This is a genomic window from Alphaproteobacteria bacterium, from assembly GCA_035625915.1.
In the GTDB taxonomy this organism is placed as follows: Bacteria; Pseudomonadota; Alphaproteobacteria; order JACZXZ01; family JACZXZ01; genus DATDHA01.
Map to the genome: position 1 here is coordinate 17,340 of DASPOR010000233.1, position 22,777 is coordinate 40,116.

The 22,777-nt window shown below is 60.4% G+C and carries 18 protein-coding genes and 1 tRNA gene; 11 read left to right on the forward strand and 8 right to left on the reverse strand.

Annotated features, from left to right (window positions below):
• Positions 1–805: 805 nt before the first annotated feature.
• The gene (locus tag VEJ16_18880) at positions 806–1,993 is read right to left on the reverse strand and encodes an FAD-dependent monooxygenase (protein ID HYB11729.1); all 1,188 of its coding nucleotides are present in this window, start codon (positions 1,991–1,993) and stop codon (positions 806–808) included.
• 110 nt (positions 1,994–2,103) lie between these two features.
• On the opposite strand from VEJ16_18880, the gene VEJ16_18885 reads away from it, so the two are divergent.
• Positions 2,104–3,153 (forward strand): 2,5-dihydroxypyridine 5,6-dioxygenase, encoded by a 1,050-nt coding sequence (locus VEJ16_18885; GenBank protein ID HYB11730.1) that lies wholly within the window; start codon positions 2,104–2,106, stop codon positions 3,151–3,153.
• Positions 3,154–3,268: 115 nt separating this feature from the next.
• Complete coding sequence (locus tag VEJ16_18890; GenBank protein ID HYB11731.1) at positions 3,269–4,015, forward strand: TetR family transcriptional regulator; 747 nt, start codon at positions 3,269–3,271, stop codon at positions 4,013–4,015.
• Between the two features lie 258 nt (positions 4,016–4,273).
• Here VEJ16_18890 and VEJ16_18895 read toward each other — a convergent pair.
• Positions 4,274–4,347: transfer RNA gene (locus VEJ16_18895), tRNA-Gln, on the reverse strand.
• A 105-nt stretch (positions 4,348–4,452) separates the two neighbouring features.
• On the reverse strand, positions 4,453–5,538 hold the full coding sequence (gene gmd, locus VEJ16_18900; protein ID HYB11732.1) for a GDP-mannose 4,6-dehydratase: 1,086 nt from the start codon (positions 5,536–5,538) through the stop codon (positions 4,453–4,455).
• Between the two features lie 192 nt (positions 5,539–5,730).
• On the opposite strand from gmd, the gene VEJ16_18905 reads away from it, so the two are divergent.
• Positions 5,731–7,092: a ParB/RepB/Spo0J family partition protein gene (locus VEJ16_18905; protein ID HYB11733.1), complete on the forward strand. Its 1,362-nt coding sequence runs from the start codon at positions 5,731–5,733 to the stop codon at positions 7,090–7,092.
• A 149-nt stretch (positions 7,093–7,241) separates the two neighbouring features.
• On the forward strand, positions 7,242–9,899 hold the full coding sequence (locus tag VEJ16_18910) for a peptidoglycan-binding protein (GenBank protein HYB11734.1): 2,658 nt from the start codon (positions 7,242–7,244) through the stop codon (positions 9,897–9,899).
• A gap of 155 nt (positions 9,900–10,054) precedes the next feature.
• Here the strand turns inward: VEJ16_18910 and VEJ16_18915 are convergent, their stop codons facing one another.
• The 3 genes from VEJ16_18915 to VEJ16_18925 form a co-directional block, all read right to left on the reverse strand.
• Positions 10,055–10,939, reverse strand: coding sequence for a 4-(cytidine 5'-diphospho)-2-C-methyl-D-erythritol kinase (locus VEJ16_18915; GenBank protein HYB11735.1), 885 nt, complete (start codon positions 10,937–10,939; stop codon positions 10,055–10,057).
• On the reverse strand, positions 10,936–12,729 hold the full coding sequence (locus VEJ16_18920) for a tetratricopeptide repeat protein (protein HYB11736.1): 1,794 nt from the start codon (positions 12,727–12,729) through the stop codon (positions 10,936–10,938). The genes VEJ16_18915 and VEJ16_18920 overlap by 4 nt, the downstream gene beginning before the upstream one ends.
• 246 nt (positions 12,730–12,975) lie before the next feature.
• Complete coding sequence (locus tag VEJ16_18925) at positions 12,976–14,607, reverse strand: electron transfer flavoprotein-ubiquinone oxidoreductase (GenBank protein ID HYB11737.1); 1,632 nt, start codon at positions 14,605–14,607, stop codon at positions 12,976–12,978.
• Positions 14,608–14,739: 132 nt separating this feature from the next.
• Here VEJ16_18925 and VEJ16_18930 point away from each other — a divergent pair, with 132 nt between their 5' ends.
• The 3 genes from VEJ16_18930 (at position 14,740) to moaB (ending at position 18,060) form a co-directional block, all read left to right on the forward strand.
• Positions 14,740–15,570 (forward strand): uracil-DNA glycosylase, encoded by an 831-nt coding sequence (locus tag VEJ16_18930; protein ID HYB11738.1) that lies wholly within the window; start codon positions 14,740–14,742, stop codon positions 15,568–15,570.
• A 242-nt stretch (positions 15,571–15,812) separates the two neighbouring features.
• Complete coding sequence (locus VEJ16_18935; protein HYB11739.1) at positions 15,813–17,528, forward strand: transglycosylase SLT domain-containing protein; 1,716 nt, start codon at positions 15,813–15,815, stop codon at positions 17,526–17,528.
• On the forward strand, positions 17,515–18,060 hold the full coding sequence (gene moaB, locus VEJ16_18940; GenBank protein HYB11740.1) for a molybdenum cofactor biosynthesis protein B: 546 nt from the start codon (positions 17,515–17,517) through the stop codon (positions 18,058–18,060). Before VEJ16_18935 ends, moaB begins: the two co-directional genes overlap by 14 nt.
• On the opposite strand, the gene VEJ16_18945 is transcribed toward moaB, so the two are convergent.
• Both VEJ16_18945 and VEJ16_18950 read right to left on the reverse strand, forming a co-directional pair.
• Positions 18,033–18,629, reverse strand: a complete 597-nt coding sequence (locus VEJ16_18945; GenBank protein ID HYB11741.1) for a TIGR04282 family arsenosugar biosynthesis glycosyltransferase — start codon at positions 18,627–18,629, stop codon at positions 18,033–18,035. The two genes, moaB and VEJ16_18945, sit on opposite strands and share 28 nt — an antisense overlap.
• Before the next feature lie 23 nt (positions 18,630–18,652).
• Positions 18,653–19,342: a TIGR04283 family arsenosugar biosynthesis glycosyltransferase gene (locus tag VEJ16_18950; GenBank protein HYB11742.1), complete on the reverse strand. Its 690-nt coding sequence runs from the start codon at positions 19,340–19,342 to the stop codon at positions 18,653–18,655.
• 53 nt (positions 19,343–19,395) lie between these two features.
• On the opposite strand from VEJ16_18950, the gene VEJ16_18955 reads away from it, so the two are divergent.
• The 4 genes from VEJ16_18955 to VEJ16_18970 all read left to right on the forward strand — a co-directional run bounded on the left by VEJ16_18955 (position 19,396) and on the right by VEJ16_18970 (position 22,777).
• On the forward strand, positions 19,396–20,490 hold the full coding sequence (locus VEJ16_18955) for a phosphotransferase (GenBank protein HYB11743.1): 1,095 nt from the start codon (positions 19,396–19,398) through the stop codon (positions 20,488–20,490).
• Positions 20,487–21,200, forward strand: a complete 714-nt coding sequence (locus VEJ16_18960) for a 2OG-Fe(II) oxygenase (protein ID HYB11744.1) — start codon at positions 20,487–20,489, stop codon at positions 21,198–21,200. The genes VEJ16_18955 and VEJ16_18960 overlap by 4 nt, the downstream gene beginning before the upstream one ends.
• Positions 21,201–21,274: 74 nt before the next feature.
• Positions 21,275–22,369 (forward strand): PA0069 family radical SAM protein, encoded by a 1,095-nt coding sequence (locus VEJ16_18965; protein HYB11745.1) that lies wholly within the window; start codon positions 21,275–21,277, stop codon positions 22,367–22,369.
• 126 nt (positions 22,370–22,495) lie between these two features.
• The gene (locus VEJ16_18970) at positions 22,496–22,777 is read left to right on the forward strand and encodes a DUF427 domain-containing protein (GenBank protein ID HYB11746.1); all 282 of its coding nucleotides are present in this window, start codon (positions 22,496–22,498) and stop codon (positions 22,775–22,777) included.

Genomic DNA, 22,777 nt, shown 5'->3' on the forward strand with positions numbered 1-22,777 from the left:
CCGGCTTGGATTTGAAACGGCGATATTGGCTAAGGTCGGACCTCTTTTTGTTCATTTCCGATGCATTCTCGGAGCCGCGTGCTCCAATTTTTTCACCCTCTTCATCAATTCGCAGTTCTCCACAAGGACTCGATCACCGTGTCAAAATTGGCGTATGCGGCGAACCTCTCGATCCTTCTCCCAAGCAATCGCTCACAAACCTCGGCCAGACAATCATCCCGGACCGTCCCGTGAGCGCACGGCGCGCGAGTAGCTTGGAACACGATCTGCGGATGCCGTCATCCTCCTTGCATCGAATTGAAAGAGCGACAATCACGGCCCGCGTCCCACCGGTCCGAACTTGGAGAATTTGAAAACTCAAAGGCGAAGCACTCCCACCGATGGCCAAGTCGATAAGCCATCCATGAATTTGGTGTTCGCCTCCCTCTCAACCGCGCGTCCTAGGTCATCCGGTCCAACGACCATCGAGATTTTGACCGATTATCGATATTGCCGTCCCTGCCGATCATTGATCCCTGCCGATAGACCATATTAGCGGAATCCTCACCTATCGAGTGGGAATTGTCCCGTTTTGCCAAGTTGCAACAAAATACTTCCTTCTCGATTGCTAATTACCTTACAATTACCTGACAGAATGTAAGCCTGCGTGAATCCGTTGCCAGCGATGCCGACAAGAGATCAAGGGCGGCCCATGCGGATCGTCCTTTACGAACTCGACGCGACCTGTCCGACGCGAAATATCTTGGTCATTTGAGCTTCGTCTTGGACAGCCCAATCAAAACGAGTGAGAATTCGACACACACGCTCACGTTACCGCCGCGTCATATTCGTACACCCAGCCCGCCTTGAGGCCAGATCCCCGCGGATTGATCAGGTTGCTAAGTCGATAGCCGACATCTCGGTAAAGGCGAGCCCATGGCGAGACCAGATGGTTTTTTCTGCCCTGCGCACGAGACGCCAGCTGGACCCGGCTCGTACGCGGGATGCGCAGTGCCTCGTAACATCGCAATGCGACCTCGACCTCGGATGTGTCCGAGAGAACCTTTGCCAGGACAAGGCCGTCCTCCATGGCCATTGCCGCACCTTGCGAGAGATAGGGCAACATGGGGTGCGCGGCATCCCCGAGCACCGTGATGCGGCCGATTGTCCAACGCGCCATTGGATCGCGGTCAAAGAGCCCCCATTTGAACACCTGATCCGCCTGCTGGAACAGGATCTGGAGCTTGTCATGCCATCCTGGATAAGCCGCCATCAGCTCGCTCTTGGTGCTCCGCAAATTCCAAGATTCCTCGAGCCACACACGAGTTTCGAGACAGGCGACTATGTTCACGGCATTGCCGCCCTTCACGTAGTAAGTGACGACGTGGCCGTTCGGCCCAAACCAGATTGAGGTGTCCGGCGTCACAAGCTCAAAATCCGGCCGCTCGAAAGGCACGACGCTCCGCCAGCAAATGTTTCCGGTGAATCGAGGGGCGTCGTCTCCGAAGAGATCGCGACGGACGATTGATCGTATGCCATCCGCGCCAACGATTAGATCCGCCTCTATCTCGCGCCCGTCGGCGAAGCGGGCAATTGCAGCCGTGCGCTCATTGCGAACCCCGGTGCACCGCGCCGAGAGATGGATCACGTTTTCTGGAACACTTTGGAGTAGGAGCTTCTGCAGATCGCCGCGATGGACATGGACATACGGAGCGCCATAAATTCTCTCGCATGCGCCGCGCAGGGGAGTCCGAAAAACAGATTTGCCCGTCCGCCAACTTCGGCCGACGATCGCGTTCGGAAAGAACCCATATAATTGCAGGTCATTCTCGCAGCCAAGGGAGCGTAGCACCTTGACGGCGTTCGGCGATACTTGGATGCCTGCGCCGACCTCCACCAGCTCCGCGGCCTGATCGAACACGGCGACCTCAAACCCTCTCATTGAGAGGGCGCGGGCCGCGCTCAAGCCCCCCATCCCAGCGCCAATGATCGCGACTTTGGGAGGTCGTGCCATTTTCCACTCCTTCACCCGGCTCACGGCAGGATGAGGTTCGTCCCTGGGTTGACAATAAATTATACGATCGTGTAATTAATTCAGTCAATCCATTCAAAGGGGGCTCTGTGATGAACACATCCGCTGCGCAGCTGTTGAAGGCCTGGAAGGAGGTGCTGCGGCTATCGAGAGTAAAAACCGGCGAATCGGTGACGCTGCTGACCAGCACGAACACCAACATGGACAACTACCGAGCGGCGGAGATAGCGGCTTCGGAGTTAGGTGCGAACGTCGCCGCCCTTTCGTTGCCTCCATTGAACGGCGATCGTTCGCTGAGCCGTGACCAGACCGCTTATGTTGGCGTGACCGCTCTCAAGGAGAACAAGGCAGCGATGGCTGCGCTGCAGAACAGCGATCTTGTCATCGACCTGATGCTTTTGTTGTTCTCGCCCGAGCAGGCACGCATTCTCGCCTCCGGAACGCGAGTCCTCTTGGCCGTCGAACCTCCGGAGATCTTGACCCGGATGGTGCCGACTATAAGCGACAAGCGCCGAGTCAAGGCAGCCGAAGCCCGGCTCAGACAGGCCAAGACAATGACTGTGGAATCCACTGCCGGCACCAAACTGCTGTGTAATGTTGGCACTTACCCGATCATCTCTGAATACGGCTTTGCAGACGAGCCAGGACATTGGGACCATTGGCCAAGCGGCTTCCTTGTGACCTGGCCGGATGAAGGCACCGCGAATGGAACCATCGTCATGGATAGAGGTGACATTATCTTTCCCTTCAAGGAGTATCTGCGCGCGCCGGTCGAACTGACCGTCCACGATGGTTATATCCGCGAGATCAAGGGTGGCTTCGAGGCCGATTACCTGAAATCGTATATGAGCTATTTCGGGGATCCCGAGGTATACGCTGTTTCGCACCTCGGGTGGGGGCTGCAGCCCAAGGCGCAATGGACCACCCTTGGCCTTTACGACAAGGAGGCCACGCTCGGCCAGGACGGCCGGGCATTTTACGGAAACTTCCTCTTTTCAACCGGCCCGAACACGGAAGCGGGGGGCAATCGGAACACGCCGTGTCATCTCGACATCCCCATGCGCAATTGCTCTGTCTCGCTCGATGGGGAGCCGATGACCGTCAATGGGGACGTGATTCCAGCCGATCAGCGAGCCATATGAGGTCGAAGGCTGGGACTGCGAGGGCGCCCTGCGGTGCCCTGCATTGATGTTTTGAAAGTATCCCTAAGACAGCCACCGTTACTTCCGCAGAACCGACATCACGCTTGGAGTCCCATTGAGCACGAAGAAGACCAACGCCAGACCGGCACGGCGGCAGGGCCCGGGACGACCTGGTGGGATTAGTCAAGGGCGAGACCAAATCCTTGATGCAGCCGAGGCGGCATTTGCCGAATTTGGCTACGTCGGCACCTCAATGCGAGAAATTGCAAACCGGGCAAACGTGACGACAGCTCTCGCCACCTATTACTTCGGAACCAAGGAGAAGTTGTTCGAGGAGATTTTCCTACGGCGCGGCCTTCCAATTGTGGAGGAGCGCATGGCTGAGCTATCGGAGTTAAAGGAGCGAAAAGGTCGCTCCATCGAGGTGCGCGATCTCGTGAAGACCTATCTCGCACCGATCTTGCGTTTGCCCAGAACGGCAGAGAGCCGGAACTTTCTTCGGATCCATGCCAGGTTACATATGGAACCGGAGGAGTTTGGGCTGCGGCTGCGTCGAAAAGTCTACAACGAGTCGACCAAAGCCTATGCGGAAGCGTTTCACGAAGCTTTGCCTCATCTACCACTCAAGACCTTATATTGGCGTCTGATTCTCCTCGTAGGCTCCACCCTGTATGTCATCTCCGGAACGCATCGGATCGCGGAGCTAAGCGGTGGTGCCTGCAATCCCCATAACGTGGACGAGTTCGGGGAGCACATTGCCGATTTTGTTTGCGCAGGTATGCTCGCACCGATTGGACTCGTCGGTGACGTTGCTGAGAAGTCAAGAAAGCGTCCGCTGCATCAAATGGCAATCAGGCGATGAGCCCTCTCTGAGTACTGACCGGCCCCCGATCTTTGGTCCAGTTGTTAAGTTAGTCGAACATTGATTTCGGCGCGAGGCCCGGGCACGCGGAACGCTTCAATAGGAGTGCTCCGTTGGGCTAGCTGCAGCACGATGGTTGCCGGCGCCGACTTGGCGAGATTCGGTCGCGCAAAGGGTGGATATGCAATACCGGGCCGACATGGGGTCGACAATTGATGAGATGCTCTATCTAGTTGCCCGCTAATTTATTGAAAATATTGGCTGGGGCGCCAGGATTCGAACCTGGGATCACGGAATCAAAATCCGTTGCCTTACCACTTGGCCACGCCCCAATCCACGTGGGCGTTAGGGTTTAACGCCGTGCGCCAAAAGCCGCAACCCTCCTCGAGCGACCGGGGACTGGCTGCCAGGGCCCCGGCTTGACGGGGAAATGCCGCTCACCCCGTGCGGTCGCGCCGCGCCGCCTCGCGACCGATCGCCGCGAGGTCCGCTTCGACCATCTCGCGCACCATCCGAGCGAAGCTTGTTTTGTGCCGCCAGCCCAATATCTTGCGCGCCTTGGTGGCGTCGCCTTGCAAGCAATCGACGTCGGTTGGCCGATAATAACGGGGATCGATTTCGACAAGCGTTTGCCCCGTCTTGGCATCGAGCCCTCGTTCCTTGGCAGCTTTGCCCTGCCAGTCGATCTGCCGGCCGACCTCGGCAAAGGCACGCTCGACGAATTCGCGCACCGTGTGGCTCTCCCCTGTGGCCAGCACGAAGTCGTCCGGCTGCTCTTGTTGAACGATCAGCCACATCCCTTCGACATAGTCGCGCGCATGGCCCCAGTCGCGTGCGGCATTGAGATTTCCTAGATAAAGACGGTCCTGGAGGCCGCACTCTATCGCGGCCACGGCACGCGTAATTTTTCGCGTGACGAAGGTTTCACCTCGAATCGGGCTTTCGTGATTGAAAAGGATACCGTTAGAGGCATGGAGACCATAACCCTCGCGGTAATTTACGGTGATCCAGTAGGCATAGAGCTTGGCCACGGCGTAGGGACTGCGCGGCTCGAACGGCGTGGTCTCGCTTTGGGGCACCGGCGCGTTGCCGTAGAGTTCGGATGTCGAGGCTTGGTAGAACCGCGCCGTCTTTTCCAGTCCGAGAATGCGGATCGCCTCAAGCAAGCGCAGCGTGCCGAGTCCGTCGGCGTTCGCCGTGTATTCCGGTGTTTCGAAGCTCACTTGCACATGGCTTTGCGCCGCAAGATTATAGATTTCCGTCGGTTGCGTTTCTTGAACGAGCCGGATGAGGTTCGTCGGGTCCGTCATGTCCCCATAGTGAAGGAAAAAACGCACGCCTTTTTCGTGGGGATCCTGGTAGAGGTGGTCGACGCGCTCGGTATTGAACGAGGAAGACCGCCGTTTCACGCCGTGGACGACGTATCCCTTAGCGAGGAGAAATTCGGCGAGGTAGGCGCCGTCCTGGCCGGTTGCACCGGTGATCATAGCGACCTTGCGCTGGTTCGTTTTTCGACTTGCCATCGGTGTCCGCAGCCTCTCCAATTCGGCCGCAAGCTATCCGATCCGCGGATGCAGCAAAAGGCCCGAGGCGCCTGTGCCATCGCAAACGCGCCCGTTGTCTCGATCGTGGAGTCCGAACTGTCGTGCAAATTATTGTTTCATTGAGATAATCTTGTATAGTTTTGGCTGGACCCGCTCACTCGGAACGGCTGAATGGCTACGGACGAAGAAACCCTTAAATCCACTGCCCATAGTGAAGATGCCCCGGCCTCCGCGTCAGCGCGCCGACAGCCGGACCAACCGCCGCCCCCTACCGGGGTCGCGGCGGATGCAGCGCGCCGCGCCGCCGACGCGATCGGGCTAACGCCGGCGGATTGGCTAAACCAGCTGGTGCGGGAAGAGAGTGCCGCCCAGATTGCGCCTGCTCAAGATGGGTCGGCGAGAGAAAAAGCCACACCAACTGCCAGCAACGGACCTGCGGTAGACGATCTGCCGGCAGAGGTAGGGCAAACGGTCGCCGAGGCAGCAGCAGCGGCAGGCATACCTGTCCACACCTGGCTCGCTCAACTTCTCAAAGAAGCGAGCATGGAGGAAGCTGGCGTCGTCGATGTGCGTAAGTCGGGCCGCCCGGCGGAACCGGGCGGAAAAGCCACGGATGAGGCGTCCGATGTGATGGAAGCGGCTGCGAGGCAAGCGGCAGCAGCGGGCGTGCCAGTGAGCACTTGGCTCAGCATGCTCATCAAGGATGCAAGTGCGGGCGGATCCGCGACCGCGGACGGAGCGTCTGCCTTGACGCCCACCTTGCTGCAGGTTTCGACAAAGGCACTGGCGCCAAGCCAGTTCCAGATGCGGATATCATTCGATCCTGAGGCAATCGCCTCCCTCGCGAGTTCGATCCGAAGCCGCGGCGTGCTCAATCCAATCATCGTGCGCAAGCGCGGCACGACAGATAACGAGTACGAGATCATCGCGGGCGAGCGGCGCTGGCGGGCGGCGATGGAAGCCGGGCTTGCGGATGTGCCTGTGCTCTTGCTCGACGCACCGGATCGCGATGCAATGGAGATCGCACTGGTCGAAAATCTCCAGCGCAACGACCTTTCTGCCCTCGAGGAGGCAGAGGGTTATCGCCGGCTGGTGGAAGAGTTGGGAGAGACGCAGGACGCACTTGCGCGCGTCGTCGGCAAGAGCCGCAGTCACATCTCGAACACGCTACGCCTTCTGCGTCTACCGCCTTCCGTCAAGACGATGATCAATGAAGGTCGGTTGAGTGCGGGACATGCGCGGGCGGTGCTCGCGGCCCAAGATCCCGAGGCTCTTGCCAAGCGCGCGGTCGAGCATCGCCTCACTGTGCGCGAGACAGAGCGCCTGGCGCAGGGCCTTCCGGCCGGCACTAGTACCAGTCCGCGCCAGAGCCCGGAAAAGGACCCCGACCTGGAACAAATCGAAGATGAGCTTTCGCGGCTGTTTGGCGTCGCGGTCACAATTGCACTGCGTGGTGGCGATCGCGGGGCGCTCACGATCCGATTCAAGGGCCTCGAGAAGCTCCACGAGGTCATTGCACGCCTTAGAATGTAGTAGGCGAATTGCGGCCGCACGGCGAACTGCCATATCAAGAAAATATTTGCCGATCTGATGTATAAAGAAGGCGGATTTATTACGATAGGAAAGCTCACGGCGCGCTCTACCCTTGATACCTCTAAGCGCTCGTGAGATTAGAGTTGGCCATGGCTGCTGATCGACGCTTTTCTATCGCGGACCTCGATCCCGAGGCTTATGCTTTGGCGGAAAAGGCCGCTCGGGCCGCCGGCATCGGCATTGAGGAGTGGATCACCCGCGCCATCGTGCGCAAGATGTCGGCAATTGCCCAGACGCCGCAGAAACCGCAAGCGCCCGCGAAAGCTTCACCGTCACCGCAACCGCATGCCGACATGCCATCCGACACTCGACTCGACGCCCATTTCGCGCCGGTCGAGCGGTCGACGTCGACACCTTCGATTGGCAACGTGTCGCCGGCAGGTACTTCAGCGCCCCTTGTGGCCGAAGGACTTGTTGCCGGCGCCACGACGGAGCCGCTTAGCGAGAAGGTACTTCTCGCCGCACTCAATGCGGTATCCGGCAGCGAGAGTGGCGCAAGCCCTTTCCCAGCGCGCCATTCGCAAGCGACGCCAATGGCCGCACCGGAGATCGATCCAACTCAGCGACACGCGATCCAAGAACGTGACACCGATCTTGCGCTACCGTCTGGCTTGCAATCGGCACCACCGCATGACCTTGCGGAATTGAAACGCGTGCTCGAGAGGCTCGGCGCTCACAACGCTGGTCCATCGGCCGTCACAGCTCCGGCACCAAGCGAGCAGCCTTCCCGCCCACCTTTTCATGACACCTCCTCCCCGTCCCACGCCGCGATGCCTCAAGCCCCGTCGCCAGAAACGCTGCGGGCGCGTCTTCCGGCGTCCGGCCCCCGTGTCCAAGGGCCGGCTTTGGCCGCGACGGTCACCCGGTTGAGCGGGGTCAATATCAAAGCGCAAACGGCGCTCGCGAGTGCTGACCCGCCGTCGGCAGAAACCGCGAACGTCAATATGACGCCGATGAAATCAGTCGCCGCTCCATCTCTCTCGCCTCGCGAACCCAGCGAAAGTGAAAATGCGGCCCCAACGACGCAAGGAGCTCGGGGCCAATCGTTGCGCGAAGACGACCCTCTTGAACTCGACGAGCCGATCACTGAGGCCGAAGCGAAACTTCTCGAAGAGGACTCGGGCGATCCGTGGCAAGAGACGGCAGCCTCCAAGGAAAAAAGCGATGACGACCGTGGGTCCGCACGCGCCGGCCGGCTACGTGCGATCGCGGCACTTATACTGATCGCCGCGGGATCGGCGGCTGCCGTCTACTATTGGCCGAATATCGACGCCGCGACCGGTGTCGATAAATTCGTCGATGGGACTGTGTTGAGGGTCGAGCGGACGCTTGAGACCGCCAAATGGCGAGCGATCATCGCAATAAGGTCGAACACTGGGACGAAGGCGGGGCAACCGGTCGAGATGACGGTGCCCGTTGCGCATTCCCCTACTGAAGCAGAGCCAAACGGTGCTACGGCGGCGCAAACTGCGGCAAATCCGGCCGTAGCGAGCACCCCATCCGCTCCGTCGCCGGCTTCAGCTAATGGGGCAGCCGACGAACACGCCTCTGACGCTTCGGGCGAAGTTCCGCCGGTGCCGCAAGCGGCACCGCCGGCACCTGACAGTGGATCGCCGTCAAGCTCAACCAGCGCACAATCCAGAGCCGCGACTGCGGGCATGGCCGACAGCACGCCACCCCAGATCGCCGCCGTGCCGCCGCAGGCAAGTACCGCACCAGCACCTCCGACGACAATGGCGACGCCGCAAACGGATACCGTGGCACTCCCGCCATCGATGAAGGTCAAGGATATCGAAGCGCTCGCCAAAAAAGGGGATGCGCGCGCCCAGCATGATCTCGGGGCACTCTACGCGCGAGGCGACCGCGTGCCCCAAGACTACAGCAAAGCGTTTTATTGGTTCCGAGAGGCCGCACTTCAAGGTGTCGCTTCGGCGCAGTACAATCTCGGCGTTCTCTACGATCGGGGCCTCGGGGTCGAAAAGAATCCCCTCGAGGCGTTGCTCTGGTACCTCAGCGCCGCGGAACAAGGGCACGTTGCCGCTCAATACAATGTCGGAACAGCGTACTCCGACGGAAAGGGCGTGCCAAAAAATTATACCGAGGCTCGCAAGTGGCTGACCAAGGCGGCGGAGCAGGGCCTTGCACAGGCGTCTTACAGCCTCGGCGTCATCAACGAACTTGGGCTTGGCGCGAATGCCGATCCGATCGAGGCCTATGCGTGGTACAAGCTGGCTTCCCGCGGTGGCGAGAGCGACGCGGAAAAACGCCTTGGCGAGGTCGCGGCTACGCTTTCACCCGCGCAGATCGCCGAAGCGAACAAGCGCTACGATGCCGCAGTCGCAAGCATTCCGCTCACACCTGCGGCTCCAGCGGACCGTTTCGCCACACCCCCGTTGCAACATCAGGACTTGCCACCTGCAGCACCGGGCGGAGGTTCGGGTGCGCTGCCATCGCGAAAATCGACGTCACCGCCGGCCGCGTCCGCACAGCCGGTTCCATCGCGCGCGGCACCGGCCCCACTTGCTTCCACACCGTCAGCGACGGTCGACCAGCCATCCGCGGTAATTGCCGATATTCAGCGTTCCCTTGGCGAGCTCGGCTACAACCCAGGCCCCGCAAGCGGCCGCGTCGATCTGCAGACAGCAGCCGCGATTCGCGAATTCCAAAAAGAAGCGGGTCTGCCCGTCGATGGCCAGGCGACGCCTCAGCTCCTCCACTTTATTAAGCAGCTCGCGGGTAAGTCATAGCGAGATCGGCGCCCGTCGCGTTCACGCCGCTGTCGAGCGCCGATGTCCGCTTCAATGACGCCAATCGCAGTACTATCGCTTGCCGCCTGTTTGTCATGATAGGGCGTGCGAGGGAAGAGTCGGAGCCATCGACGTCACAATGAAGCGGCGCTGCATCACTCGCAAGCAAGACAAGAAGTATCGTGCAAAAGACGGCCGGGAGCCACCCACCAGGGAGGCCGCGCGAGCGATTGCGCTGCGCGCGAAGCTGCGCCCTCGTCGTCGAAAAGGCCAAAGCAGGTGGCGCCACTTCCCGACATGCGGGCGAGGCGGCAACCCGGCGCGCCGCGCAACGCGTCGAGGACGTCCCCGATCGCGGGACAGATGCTCATTGCTGGTTCGGTAAGGTCGTTTTGCCGGGACGCAAGAATCCCAGCGAGCGCCCGCGCATCGTATGGAACTTCGGAAAATCGACCCGGTGTTGAAAAGTCGCCCCGGCGCGCCCGAAAGACATCGGGCGTCGCAACGGCGATTCCGGGGTTCACGAGAAGTATCCCGGCAGCCGGTAATGTCGGGCTCGATTCCAGCAATTCGCCAATCCCGCCAACGAACGCCGACCGACCGGCGAGACACATGGGCACGTCAGCACCGAGTGCCAGCGCAATCGCCATCGATTGGTCGACGCTAAGCGACAGATTCCAGAGCTTGGCCAAAGCGCGCAGGGCAGCCGCCGCGTCAGCCGAGCCGCCACCGATGCCCGATGCAACGGGAAGACGCTTCGTAAGCGTAATTGCGGCGCACGGCGTTTGCGGCGCGTATGCGGCCAGTCGCCGTGCTGCGCGTAGTACGAGGTTTTCCGGACCACTCCCGAGTGCCGAACTGAAAGGACCATCGATAGCGAGGGAGAGCTCCGTGGCCGAAGACACGCTCAGCGTATCGTATACGGACACGAACGCGACGAGGCTATCGAGCAGATGATAACCGTCCGCACGTTTGCCGACCACGTGAAGGTACAGATTGACTTTGGCCGCGGCAGCGACGCTAAACGCGCCGAATTTCAACTGTTGTGCTCGCCCGGCTTGCCCGCATCGTTCAAACCGTGGTCGAGCTTCGCCCCGATCTGCCCTACGAGATCCGGCTCGGGCTTAAGGCTTAGTGCGCGGCGCCATTGGAATTGCGCCTCGTTGTAGCGCCCGACGCGCCAATAGGCGTCGCCCAGATGGTCGTTGATCACCGGATCCTCCGGCCTCAGCTCGACCGCGCGCTCGAGGTGGGTGACGGCGCGCTGATAATCGCCCTCGCGATAAAGGACCCATCCCAAACTGTCGACGATATAGCCGTCGTCCGGACGAAGCTGTACTGCGTGCTCGATCATCCCCTTGGCTCTGTCAAGGTTCTCGCCCCGATCGACCCAGGAATAGCCGAGGTAGTTGAGGACGCTCGGCTGGTCCGGCGAGAGTTCCAGCGATTTCAGGAAGTCCGCTTCCGCGCGCGGCCATTGGCCTGAACGCTCGAGAGCTATGCCGCGCGCGTAATAAAGCGACCAGTCGCTTGCATTCGGAGTGCCAAGGCGCGCAATCGCCATGTCGTATGCAGTAACCGCATCGGAGAAGCGCTCGGCGCTGCGCAGGAAATCGCCCTCGGTCGCGTAGGGTTCGGCTCGATCGGGCCATTTCTTGCCGATCGCCTCCAACTCGGCGACCGCATCGTCGAGCTTATCCATCTGGCGCAATACGTCGGCAATTCGTAGCTGCGCCGAGAAATAAAGCGGATCTTCCGGTTGGATCTCGCGATAGAGCGCTAGCGCTTCGTCATTACGATCGTCGGCGGCCAACGTGTCTGCGAGGGTCAGTTTCGCGACCGTGAAGTCGGGCGCCATGAACACGGACAGTCGTATGTATTGAAGTGCGAGCCGCGCACTCGCGTCCTGGCGCAACGCGCTTCCGAGATCGAACATGGCTTCGCCCATGCCGCGCTTCGCATCGGCTACCTCGGGCTTCGGCTTCTCGCCGCTCTGCAGCGCCTTCAACGTGAGTTCGATCCGCACAGTGTCCGGCGCACCGGCCGAATAACGTCGAAAGAGAGCCTCGGCTTCTTCGAAGCGACCTTGACGGGCATAAAAGTTGGCGAACGCGTCGACCACCCGGAACGAGGGATTACTCTCGCTTTCGATCGCCTTCTTGTAAGCTGCCTCGGCAGCGGCAGTGCGACCCGCAACGTCGTTGATGAATCCCGCATGAAAGTCGCTCAGCACTCCGAACCCGCGAACGCTAGACAGCTGATCGAGTGCCTTAAGCGCCGCGTCAGTGTTGCCTTCGCCTTCGAGCGCCCAAGCGAGAAGCAACGGCGCTGTGACCGAGCCGAGGCCAACCCGTGGCATTTGCGACATTCGCATTTCGGCCGCGGCGAATTGACCGGCTTTCGCATCCTCGAGCGCAAGCATGACGTTCGCGAGCTGGTTGTCGGGAAGCGCCACGACCAGGCGATGAGCCAACCGATCGGCCTCCTCGAACTGCCCTTCACCAAGTACAAGCTGGAACGTCTCGCGCAAGAAATCGACGTTGTCCGGGTCGCGCTTGAGCGCCTCGCTCATGTATTTGGCGGCAGTGGCGCGATCACCGTCATTTTCAGCTTGCTTTGCGGCGAGGTAGTACCCGGCCGCCGACTGAAATATTCCTGCGTCCGGATCTTCGGACGTGTTAACGCTCGCGGCGCCATGGGCAGCCGCGACCACCGCGGAATCGGCGGCGTCCTGATCGCCGGATTCACCGCAGCCGACAAGCAGAAGTGCAAGAACCAACCCGGTCGCTGCGCGCAGGGTCGCAATCCTCTCAATACCCAAATCGACCAATGCAAACCTCCGTGCCCGGCGATAATACGCGCGTACATCCCACGGCCGCAATTGAGTGAAACGCCAGCATCTTTGCCACCGATACGCGCCGGTGCGCCCATATCCGACGCTTCATGTACCAAGATTTGATTAATGTTGGTACAGAGGCCGCGATTCTTTGCCTATTTCTCCGCAAAGTCCAGCGTTCCGCCACGGGGGTTTGTCAAGCCGGAGCGAATTGAATTTTCGCCAAGTCAATGATATAATTCACATATTCGGATAATTTGGCCCGCCGCCGCCTTCCGGGGCGACCCAGTCGATATTTTGGGTCGGGTCCTTTATGTCGCAAGTTTTGCAATGGACGCAATTTTGCGCATTTATTTGCAGCCGTGGCGCACCGCTGTCGTCGCGCAGAATCTCGAATACACCGGCTGGGCAAAAGCGCTGTTCGGGCGCGTCGTAGACGGCAAGATTGACCGAGATCGGCACTTTTGGATCCCTGAGTTTTATGTGGGCTGGTTGATTTTCCTCGTGGTTCGTGTTCGAGATGAAAACCGAGCTTAATTTGTCGAAGGTGATCTTCCCATCGGGCTTTGGATACTCGATCTTGGGGCACTCGCGCGCCGGCTTGAGGCACTTGTTATCCGCATGCTGCCGCAATGTCCAAGGTGCGCGGCCGCGCAAAACATATGTATCGAACCCGGCGTGAATGAGACCGGCATGAAGCCCCCAGCGGAAGCCCGGGCGGATGTTGCGCACACGGCGAAGTTCCTCCCAAAGCCAGCTCGATTTCAGTTTCTCGGTATAGGATCGCGGCTCGCCGCGGCCGTCGCCCTCGCCGAGCGTGTCGAACACCGCTTCCGCAGCGCATATCGCCGATTTCATAGCGCCATGAGTGCCCTTGATCTTGGGGACGTTTAGAAAGCCCGCGGTGCAGCCGATCAATGTCCCGCCGGGGAATGTCAAGCGCGGGATCGACTGAAAGCCGCCCTCGTTGAGCGCGCGAGCGCCATAGGCGATGCGTCGTCCCCCTTCGAAATAAGAAACGATTGCGGGATGAGTCTTGAAGCGCTGGAATTCGTCAAAGGGTGACAGATACGGATTCTCGTAGTCGAGCCCGATCACAAAACCGACGGCCACCTGATGATTTTCGATATGATAGAGAAATGAGCCGCCATAGGTGCGCCGGTCGAGTGGCCAGCCGACTGTGTGGATGACCAGGCCTGGGCTGTGATTCGACGGAGTTATCTCCCATAACTCCTTGATGCCGATGGCAAAGGTCTGAGGGTCCACGCCGTCGCGCAACTTGAACCGATCGAACAGCATTTTTGTGAGTGAGCCGCGGCAGCCTTCGGCGAAGAGAGTCTGCTTTGCGCGCAATTCCACGCCGGGCGTGTAACTCTCCAAATGCTTGCCATCCTTGGCGATCCCCATATCACCGGTCGCGACGCCGACCACCCGGCCCGCTTCGTCGTAAAGAACTTCCGAGCCGGCGAAGCCTGCATAGATCTCAACGCCGAGTGCCTCGGCCTGTTTCGCAAGCCATCGGCACACATTGCCGAGGCTGACGATATAGTTGCCCGCATTGTGCATCTGGGGTGGGGTCGGCAGCCGAAACGCGGATTTTTTCGTCAGATAGAGGAAGCGATCGTCGCTTGCAGGCGTATTGAGTGGTGCTCCCCTTTCCCGCCAATCGGGTAAAAGCTCGTTGAGGGTACGCGGCTCGATGACCGCACCCGACAAAATATGGGCGCCGACCTCAGAGCCCTTTTCGATGACACACACGGAGATTTCGCGCCCCGCAGCGGACGAAAGCTGCTTCAATTTGATCGCGGCCGAGAGACCGGATGGCCCTGCACCCACGATGACGACATCGAATTCCATGGCTTCGCGCGACATATTTTCCCCTCCCCGCGGCGACGTCCGCCTGAAACGCCTTGCCGGTTGCACGCATGCGGACCGCTTAAGCTGACACACCGATCATCGGACTGATAGAATTATGCCATGAAGGGAAGAAGGGATAGAGCTTCGATGGTCGCGGCGCTCGCTTGGCAGATCGATGCCGGGGCGGATGAAGCGATCGGTGAGATACCCATCTCCCGCTATCGAAATGCCGTTGGACTGGCGGAGGCGGTCGGGAACCCGATTGGTCCAGTGCCGAACGAAGGGGCATCCGAGTCAAAACCTGCGCTGACGACTGCGACCTTCACTCGCACGATTTCGCGGCCGACACCGACCCTCAAACCGGCTATCGACAATACGCGCGCCGCGCGCGAGCTTGCGAATGCGGCGAATACGCTCGAGGATCTCAAGGAAGCGCTTCGCGCCTTCGATGGCTGCCCGCTCAAGGAGACAGCGACCAACCTCGTTTTCGGCGACGGCAATCCGCAATCGAAAGTCATGCTTATCGGCGAGGCGCCCGGTGCTGATGAGGACCGCCAGGGCAAACCCTTCGTCGGCGTTTCCGGTCAATTGCTCGATCGTATGATGGCGTGGATCGGCCTTGACCGGACGAGCTTCTACATCACGAACATCCTTTATTGGCGACCACCCGGCAATCGGCAGCCGACCGCCGCCGAGATCGCCGCTTGCTTGCCATTTGTCGAGCGCCACATCGAGATCGTCGACCCGTCACTATTGGTGTTCGTCGGCGGCTCATCTGCCAAGACGCTGCTCGGACGAAACGAGGGCATCATGCGCCTGCGCGGACAGTGGTTCCAATATCAGAGCACCGGAATGTCTCGACCGATTCCCTCGACGGCAATTTATCACCCTGCTTATCTCCTGCGCTCGCCCGGACAAAAACGCAGTGCCTGGCGGGATCTTCTTGCGGTGAAGGCGCGTCTTCAAACGGTACCGTAAACGTTTGCGATAGCGGAATATCTTGACAATTCGCGTTTCGCGAATATGCCAGCAAGTCTCCAAGGGTTGCCACAGCGGTCACGATCCGCTATTTAGGTCTCGTGACGTTGCGACAAATACTAAAACAAAATGTGAATATACGGGCACCGCGCGTGCCGACGGGGGGCGGTTTCCTACTGCTCCTTAGCTTGGCATGTATATCCGGCACGATGCCGGTCGCGGCCGCTGCAGAGGGCGATGGCGTGGAAACCGCATCTCTCTCCGCGGGCGGGTTGCGTCCATACGACGAGATTCCTTTGCCGCTGCCGCTCAAAGACGAGGACGCGGCTCGTTATCGCCATATCTTTAAGCTGCAGGAGCAAAGCCGTTGGTCCGAGGCGGACCGCGAAATCGCGAGGCTCACCAACAGAGTCCTCGTCGGAGAGGTGTTGGCCGAACGCTATCTATCGTCGAATGCTTATCGCGCTAAGTTCATCGAGTTGAGGAATTGGCTGGCAAACTACGCCGATCACGCCGATGCGCCCGGCATATACAAGCTTGCCGCGAAACGCATGCCACGAGGGGCGACACGCCCCCGTAATCCGGAAGGCACCACTTTTAATGCTGCCGCCGACGAGACCGCGGTCAGCGATAGCGTTCGATCTCTCAGCCCGTCGGCTCGGCGGCGGCTTGCCCGCATGCGAAGCGCAATCCGACACGACATCGACGAAGGCTCCTATGGTGCGGCTCGCGAATTGCTCGCGAGCCCCGAGGTGCAACGTCTTTTCGATCCGGTCGAATACGGCCGGCTCGACGCCGAGATCGCCGACGGCTACGAAGCGCTCAACCAGGGTCGCGACGGGCTTGAGGGTTTGCCGGCCGTGCGAAGCAAGCGGGGCCCTGCGGCCGAGGAGTGGGACAGTGGACTGGCCGCTTGGCAGTCAAAGAAATACGACGTGGCGGCCCAGCATTTCGAGCGGCTGGCGATGATCGACTCCATCGATTCCTGGACCCGTGCCGCAGGTGCCTATTGGGCCGCGCGGAGCAACCTTCGCGCGGGCGAACCCGACAAGGTCCCGCATTGGCTCGAGATCGGCGCAAATTTTCCCTATACCTTTTACGGCATTCTTTCGCGCAAGCTTTCCGGCAAGTCGTTTGACTACAACTGGGACCTACCGGCCTTCACCCGCGTAGACTCGGCCCAAATCAACGCAACCGGTGCCGGCCAGCGCGCGCTTGCGCTTATCCAAATCGGCGAAGACGCCCGCGCCGAGCGGGAGCTTCGACGCATAAACTCAGCACAGCCCGAGATGGCGCATGCACTGCTCGCCGTGAGCCAGCGAACCGACATGCCCTCCCTCGCCGTGCAGCTTGCTAAGCAGGTAACGGACAAGAACGGGCGACACTACGACGCGGCACTCTATCCGGTTCCGTCCTGGCAGCCGGCGGGCGGTTATCGCGTCGATCGAGCATTCGTTTTTGCGCTCATTCGACAAGAGTCGAATTTTTCGGCTCAAGCAAAGAGCCAACGGGGTGCACGCGGATTGATGCAGCTTATGCCGAGCACGGCGCGCTTCATCTCTAGCGGAACGAGCTATCGCGGTGCTAGCCGTCAGCTTTCCGACCCCACTCTCAATATAGCGCTCGGACAGAATTATCTCGCTCATCTCATGGGCACGGACTTCATCGGCGACAATCTTTTTTGGATCGTGGCCGCATACAATGGCGGCCCGGGGAATCTCGCGCGCTGGCAGCGAGAGATCCAACCGGCCGACGATCCGCTCGCCTTTCTCGAGAGCATCCCAAATCGCGAGACTCGCGAATTCGTCGAGCACGTCATGGCGAATTATTGGATCTACCGCGATCAGCTTGGTCAGACGGTACCCGAGCTCGACGCTATTGCCGAGGGCAAATGGCCGACCTATAAGTCAACCGACGGCAATTTCATTCCGGCGGTGACGAAAAATGGCGGGAATTGATGAAAATCGCCCCTTCGTTCCGGTCAACATCGCGGTCCTGACCATTTCCGACACACGCGAGGCTGCTGCCGACAAATCGGGCGACACACTCGCCGAGCGTCTCGTCGGCGCGGGCCACAAGCTCGCGGCGCGAGCGATCGTCAAGGACGATATCGCCGCGATCGTCGCCAAGCTCAAGGAATGGATTGCCGATCCCACAGTCGATGTCGTGATATCGACTGGCGGTACGGGGGTCACCGGTCGCGACGTGACACCCGAAGCACATCTCGCGGTGTACGAAAAGGAAATCCGCGGCTTTGGCGAGCTATTTCGGATGCTTTCCTACGAGAAAGTCAAGACCTCGACCATGCAATCCCGTGCTGTGGGGGGGGTTGCAGGTGGGACCTACCTTTTCGCCTTGCCCGGAAGCCCGAGCGCATGTCGCGACGGCTGGGACGAGATTTTGCGCTGGCAGCTCGATTCGCGTTATCGCCCCTGCAATTTGGTCGAATTGATGCCGCGGCTTCAGGAACATCTGAAGCGCGCAAGCTGAGAACGCTCGCGCCAACGCAAATAGCTCTCGCCGTCATCCACGTCATCGAGCTCTGCGAGCATTGCCACGCGTAGGCGCGGCGCCACACCGGCGAGTGTATCCGCCAGCGCATATGCACTCGACCAGCGAACATTATGGAAGAGTGGCGGCAATCGAGGCCGGCGCCTTGCGCCGACCAGCCAGTAACCCCCGTCCTTCGCCGGTCCGAATACGAGATCGTGACTGCCCAATGTGCGGAAGGCGGCGTCGATTTGCCAACGCTCGATTTCCGGGATGTCGCTCCCGACAATCACGACAGGACCGGGCGGCAATTCGTTCAATGGACGACGCATGCGCGCGCCTAGGTCGCCCCGACCCTGCGTGCGCCGCGTGATTCCGCGCGGCGAGATACGAAGCGTCTTCACCCGCCCCTCCGGCGAAACATAGAGCCAGCATTTCCAGCGCCTGTCGCGCCCAAGGCGGCGCATGACGAGAGCAAGCGAGTTACGGTAGAAACCAAGTGCGGCAATTCCGCCGATATCGGCAGCCAGGCGGCGCTTGACCCTGCCGAGGCGTGGGATTTTTGCCATGATGACGAGATGCCGCCTCACTCTCATGCGTAGAGCCGGCGTATGAGGCCCGGCGGAATACCGAGGAAATAGAGCGCGAGGCAGGACAAATTACGCATCGAACGCAGGAGCCACCCGTCGCGCCGATAGCGTTCTGCCGATGTAACGGCGCGCGAATTAAGCATGATGAGGCGCCTGCGCCCAATGCGTCGCACCATATCGACGTCCTCCATGAGCGGCAGGGGCGCGAAACCCCCAAGTTCGCGGTAAAAGTGCTGGGCGATCAAAAGACCCTGATCGCCGTAAGGCATTGCAAGGAGGCGGCATCGCAATGCGACGATGCGCTCAAGGCGGCGTGCCGAAGCACTATTGTCGTCGAGCGCAAAGCGAAATACCGCGGCGTGCTCAGCATTCTCCGGCCGCTCGATGAAATGCGTAACCTCGCGGCTCCATCCTGGCACGAGACGCGTATCAGCATGGAGGAAAAGGAGCCAATCGCCCCGTGCCGCTTCACCACCCGCCCTGAGTTGACTGCCGCGTCCCGCTTCGATGGCGAGCACTCTGGCGTTGTGGCCGCGCGCGCGGGAAACGGAATCGTCCGACGATCCGCCGTCGACGACAACGTACTCAAACGTGATGGCGGCTTCCCGCAGCTCGGCAAGTGCGTTAAATGTGGCATCGAGCGTCGCGGCTGCGTCGAGAGTCGGGATCACGATGCTGAGCGAAGGTGTCACGCGTTTCCATTGGGCGAGTTGCGGCGATACACTCGCCTACCACAGACGGGTGCATGGCCCAACTGAAAACCATGGCGATTGCTGAGGACAATCCGATATCGATGCTGCCCAACCTCGTGGCTTGCCTCGAAGCCTTGCGCGCACTGCCGGATTTTGCGGCACTTGACGCCAATGCGCTCGAGCCGGCCGGCTTCACCGGAATGGCGCACGATCACATCCGCATCAAGGGGCAAGGCCTCATCCTGCGCGTCCCCCGTGTTTCACAGTGGGGCCTCGCCGCCGTCGTCAATCTCGCCTATCAAAGTGCGTGCTTCCGCCGCGCCTACGCAAGCGGCCATACGCCAGCACTCCATTCGGTGCTGCCGCCGAGTACCGATTTGCCGATGGGGGCACTTCTCGTCGAGGAGATCGAGGGCCGTAAGCCTCGCCTTCCAGGAGATTTGGCTGCAATCGGAGCAGCGATCGGCGCCATGCACGGCCTCACGCTCCCGCGAATCGAGGATCGCCGCCCACTCCTCTCACCGATCAATTCGCTTGCGGCGACACTTAAAACCATCACATTGCAAGCGGCTTTTCTCGAGTCCGCCGGACTCAATGTGGACACATTGAGAGCTCTCCGCGACGAGCTCGATTGGGCCCGAAAATTCGTCGACCGATATGCACAGCCGACCGAGCCGACATCCCTCATTCTGACCGACAGCCATCCGGGCAACTTCGTGATCCACCTCTCCGGGAAGGCCTTTTTTGTCGATCTCGAAAAGGCGCTCTATGGGCTACCCGCAATCGACTTGGCGCATGCAACACTGTACACCTCGACGCGCTTCGATCCCGATATCGACGCCGTCCTGACCGAAGGGGAGACGGCGAGCTTCTATCGGGATTATTTGGCGAAGGTAGAGGCGAGACGTGCTGCGCAGCTTCGGCCGTGGCTCGCCCCGCTTCGGCGCCTCGTTTGGCTGCGGACAATGACTTGGTGCGCCAAATGGACGGTCGAATCGCGCGGGAGCGGCGGGTGGTCGCGGCAGCGGCTCGATGCGCGCACGCGCAGCCATATGGAGGCGTGCCTCAAGGACTTCTTCGATCCTGCGACGGTCGCGCGTCAGCGCAGCGAATGGAGCGGCGGGCGAGCCGTCGAGTTCGGCGCGTGAGCAAAAAGGCCGCTGCGGAATTTCCGAACATCGATCCCGCAGCCCTCGCTGCGGGCCTCGATCGGGACGGCTATACAATCGTCCCCGCTCTTCTTGGTGCCGATGCTTGCCGCGATCTTGCGGCACTCTATGACCGCGAAGAGCTTTTCCGAAGCAGGATCGTGATGGCGCGCCATGCCTTCGGCCTCGGCGAGTATAAATACTTTCGCTATCCCCTGCCTTCGGTCATTCAGTCGCTCCGCGAAACCCTATATTCCCACCTCGTCGTAACGGCCAACCGTTGGTGCGAGTGGCTCGGCGCCGAGGAGCGCTATCCCGCGACACTTGTCGACTATCTTGCAATCTGCCACGAGGCGGGACAGGCACGCCCCACGCCCCTCATCCTCAAATACGAAGCGGGCGGCTACAATTGCCTCCACCAGGACCTCTACGGTGCTCTGGCCTTCCCGCTCCAGGCGACGATACTGCTTTCATCGCCGAGGGACGATTTCACCGGCGGGGAATTTCTCCTCGTTGAGCAGCGTCCGCGTGCCCAATCGAAAGGCGAGGTGGTAGCCCTCGCTCGGGGAGACGCCGTCATCTTTGCGGTCAATCGGCGGCCTGTCGCGGGCAAGCGCGGATTCTACCGCGTTGCCTTGCGCCACGGCGTGAGCCGCGTGCACAGCGGCCATCGCCACACCCTGGGCATCATCTTCCATGACGCCGCGTAAGCACGCCAAAGGGCATTGCCGGGTTCCCGATCGATGTTCTTGAAATGTTCTGGCAACTACACTAAAGTCCCGCGATGGACGAAAGGCTGCCTGATATGCCTCGCAAAGGGCGAGGAGCAGTGTCGAACGCGACCGGCCGCTTCGAGCCTACGCATTATGAGCGCACCGACGACGGTTGGGGCCGAGCGACACCGGGCGACAGCGACGACGAACCGCCTCCCCTACGCACGACGGTCACACTCGATACCTCGCGTTCTGCGATTGTGCGCAACCAATCGCCTGACATCCCATTCGACCGTTCGATCAATCCCTATCGGGGCTGCGAGCATGGCTGCATTTATTGCTTCGCCCGGCCGACACACGCGTATCTTGGTCTGTCACCCGGCCTCGACTTCGAGAGTCGGCTTCTTGCGAAGCCAGACGCTCCAAAACTTCTCGCAGACGAGTTGCGCAAGCCTGGCTATCAGGTCGAGCCGCTAGCCCTCGGCACCAACACCGATCCGTACCAGCCGATTGAGCGCGAGTTCAAGATCACGCGCGGCATTCTCGAAGTCCTGCGCGACTACAATCACCCCGTCATGATCACGACGAAGTCGACGCTCATCCTGCGCGACCTCGACATTTTGGCGCCGATGGCAGCCAAGGGCCTCGCGCGCGCTGCCCTCTCCATCACGACCCTTGACCCCGATACAGCCCGAGTGATGGAACCACGGGCGCCGCGCCCGGAGCGGCGACTTGAGACGGTTCGCGCGCTGAGTGCCGCAGGCATTCCGGCGTCCGTGTTGACGGCACCCATCATTCCCGCCCTCAATGACTGGGAAATCGAGCGTTTGCTCGAAGCCTCGGTTGCGCATGGCGCGGTCGATGCGGGTTACGTGCTGCTGCGCCTTCCGCTCGAGATCAAGGACCTCTTCATCGAGTGGCTCGAGGCGCATTTCCCCAAGCGCGCCAAGCATGTGCTGGCGCTCATGCGCGAGATGCGCGGCGGCAAGCTCTACGACGCAGAGTTCGGCACTCGCTTTTCGGGAAAAGGACCCTATGCCGAAATGATCGCGAAGCGATTTCGCCTCGCCTGCAACAGGCTCGGCATCGGGAAAAAGCGCCGGCGCCTCGATTGCTCACAATTCATGCCGCCGCCGCGAACTGGCGATCAGCTTGCACTATTTTGAGTCCGAAATTTCAATCGGACGAATCGCCGATGGATCGACCCAGTTTTCCGGCTGATTGGGATCGGGTGTACTCTGGAGCTCTCAGGAGATAGAATTACGCCCTATTCTTTCGAGGAGCGTCCCAGCATGAAGGCAATCCTGAAGGATCGCGTGGTCGCGGAAAGTGACGACATTGTGGAATGTGGCGGCTATCAATATTTCCCGAGTAATGCGGTAAGGAAGGAATGGCTCGTGAAGGCGCCCAAGACGGAATCGGATCGCGCCTGCCCTCACGGGGTCCAATTCTATGATGTCGTGATCGATGGGGTGCCCCACAAGCGCGCCGCCTGGTCCTACGAGGCGCCACGGCCCTCGATGAACCAAGTCGCCAACCGTTTTGGCTTTTGGGAAGACGTCGAGGTGCGCTGA

Excerpts from the sequence above, each read along its gene's own strand:
- VEJ16_18925 (HYB11737.1), bottom strand. The coding sequence starts at position 14,607 with ATGTCGCGCGAAGCCATGGAATTCGATGTCGTCATCGTGGGTGCAGGG.
- gmd (HYB11732.1), bottom strand. The coding sequence starts at position 5,538 with ATGGCAAGTCGAAAAACGAACCAGCGCAAGGTCGCTATGATCACCGGT.
- VEJ16_18880 (HYB11729.1), bottom strand. The coding sequence starts at position 1,993 with ATGGCACGACCTCCCAAAGTCGCGATCATTGGCGCTGGGATGGGGGGC.
- VEJ16_18955 (HYB11743.1), top strand. The coding sequence starts at position 19,396 with ATGGCCCAACTGAAAACCATGGCGATTGCTGAGGACAATCCGATATCG.
- moaB (HYB11740.1), top strand. The coding sequence starts at position 17,515 with ATGGCGGGAATTGATGAAAATCGCCCCTTCGTTCCGGTCAACATCGCG.
- VEJ16_18905 (HYB11733.1), top strand. The coding sequence starts at position 5,731 with ATGGCTACGGACGAAGAAACCCTTAAATCCACTGCCCATAGTGAAGAT.
- VEJ16_18965 (HYB11745.1), top strand. The coding sequence starts at position 21,275 with ATGGACGAAAGGCTGCCTGATATGCCTCGCAAAGGGCGAGGAGCAGTG.
- VEJ16_18885 (HYB11730.1), top strand. The coding sequence starts at position 2,104 with ATGAACACATCCGCTGCGCAGCTGTTGAAGGCCTGGAAGGAGGTGCTG.
- VEJ16_18910 (HYB11734.1), top strand. The coding sequence starts at position 7,242 with ATGGCTGCTGATCGACGCTTTTCTATCGCGGACCTCGATCCCGAGGCT.
- VEJ16_18930 (HYB11738.1), top strand. The coding sequence starts at position 14,740 with ATGGTCGCGGCGCTCGCTTGGCAGATCGATGCCGGGGCGGATGAAGCG.
- VEJ16_18945 (HYB11741.1), bottom strand. The coding sequence starts at position 18,629 with ATGGCAAAAATCCCACGCCTCGGCAGGGTCAAGCGCCGCCTGGCTGCC.
- VEJ16_18970 (HYB11746.1), top strand. The coding sequence starts at position 22,496 with ATGAAGGCAATCCTGAAGGATCGCGTGGTCGCGGAAAGTGACGACATT.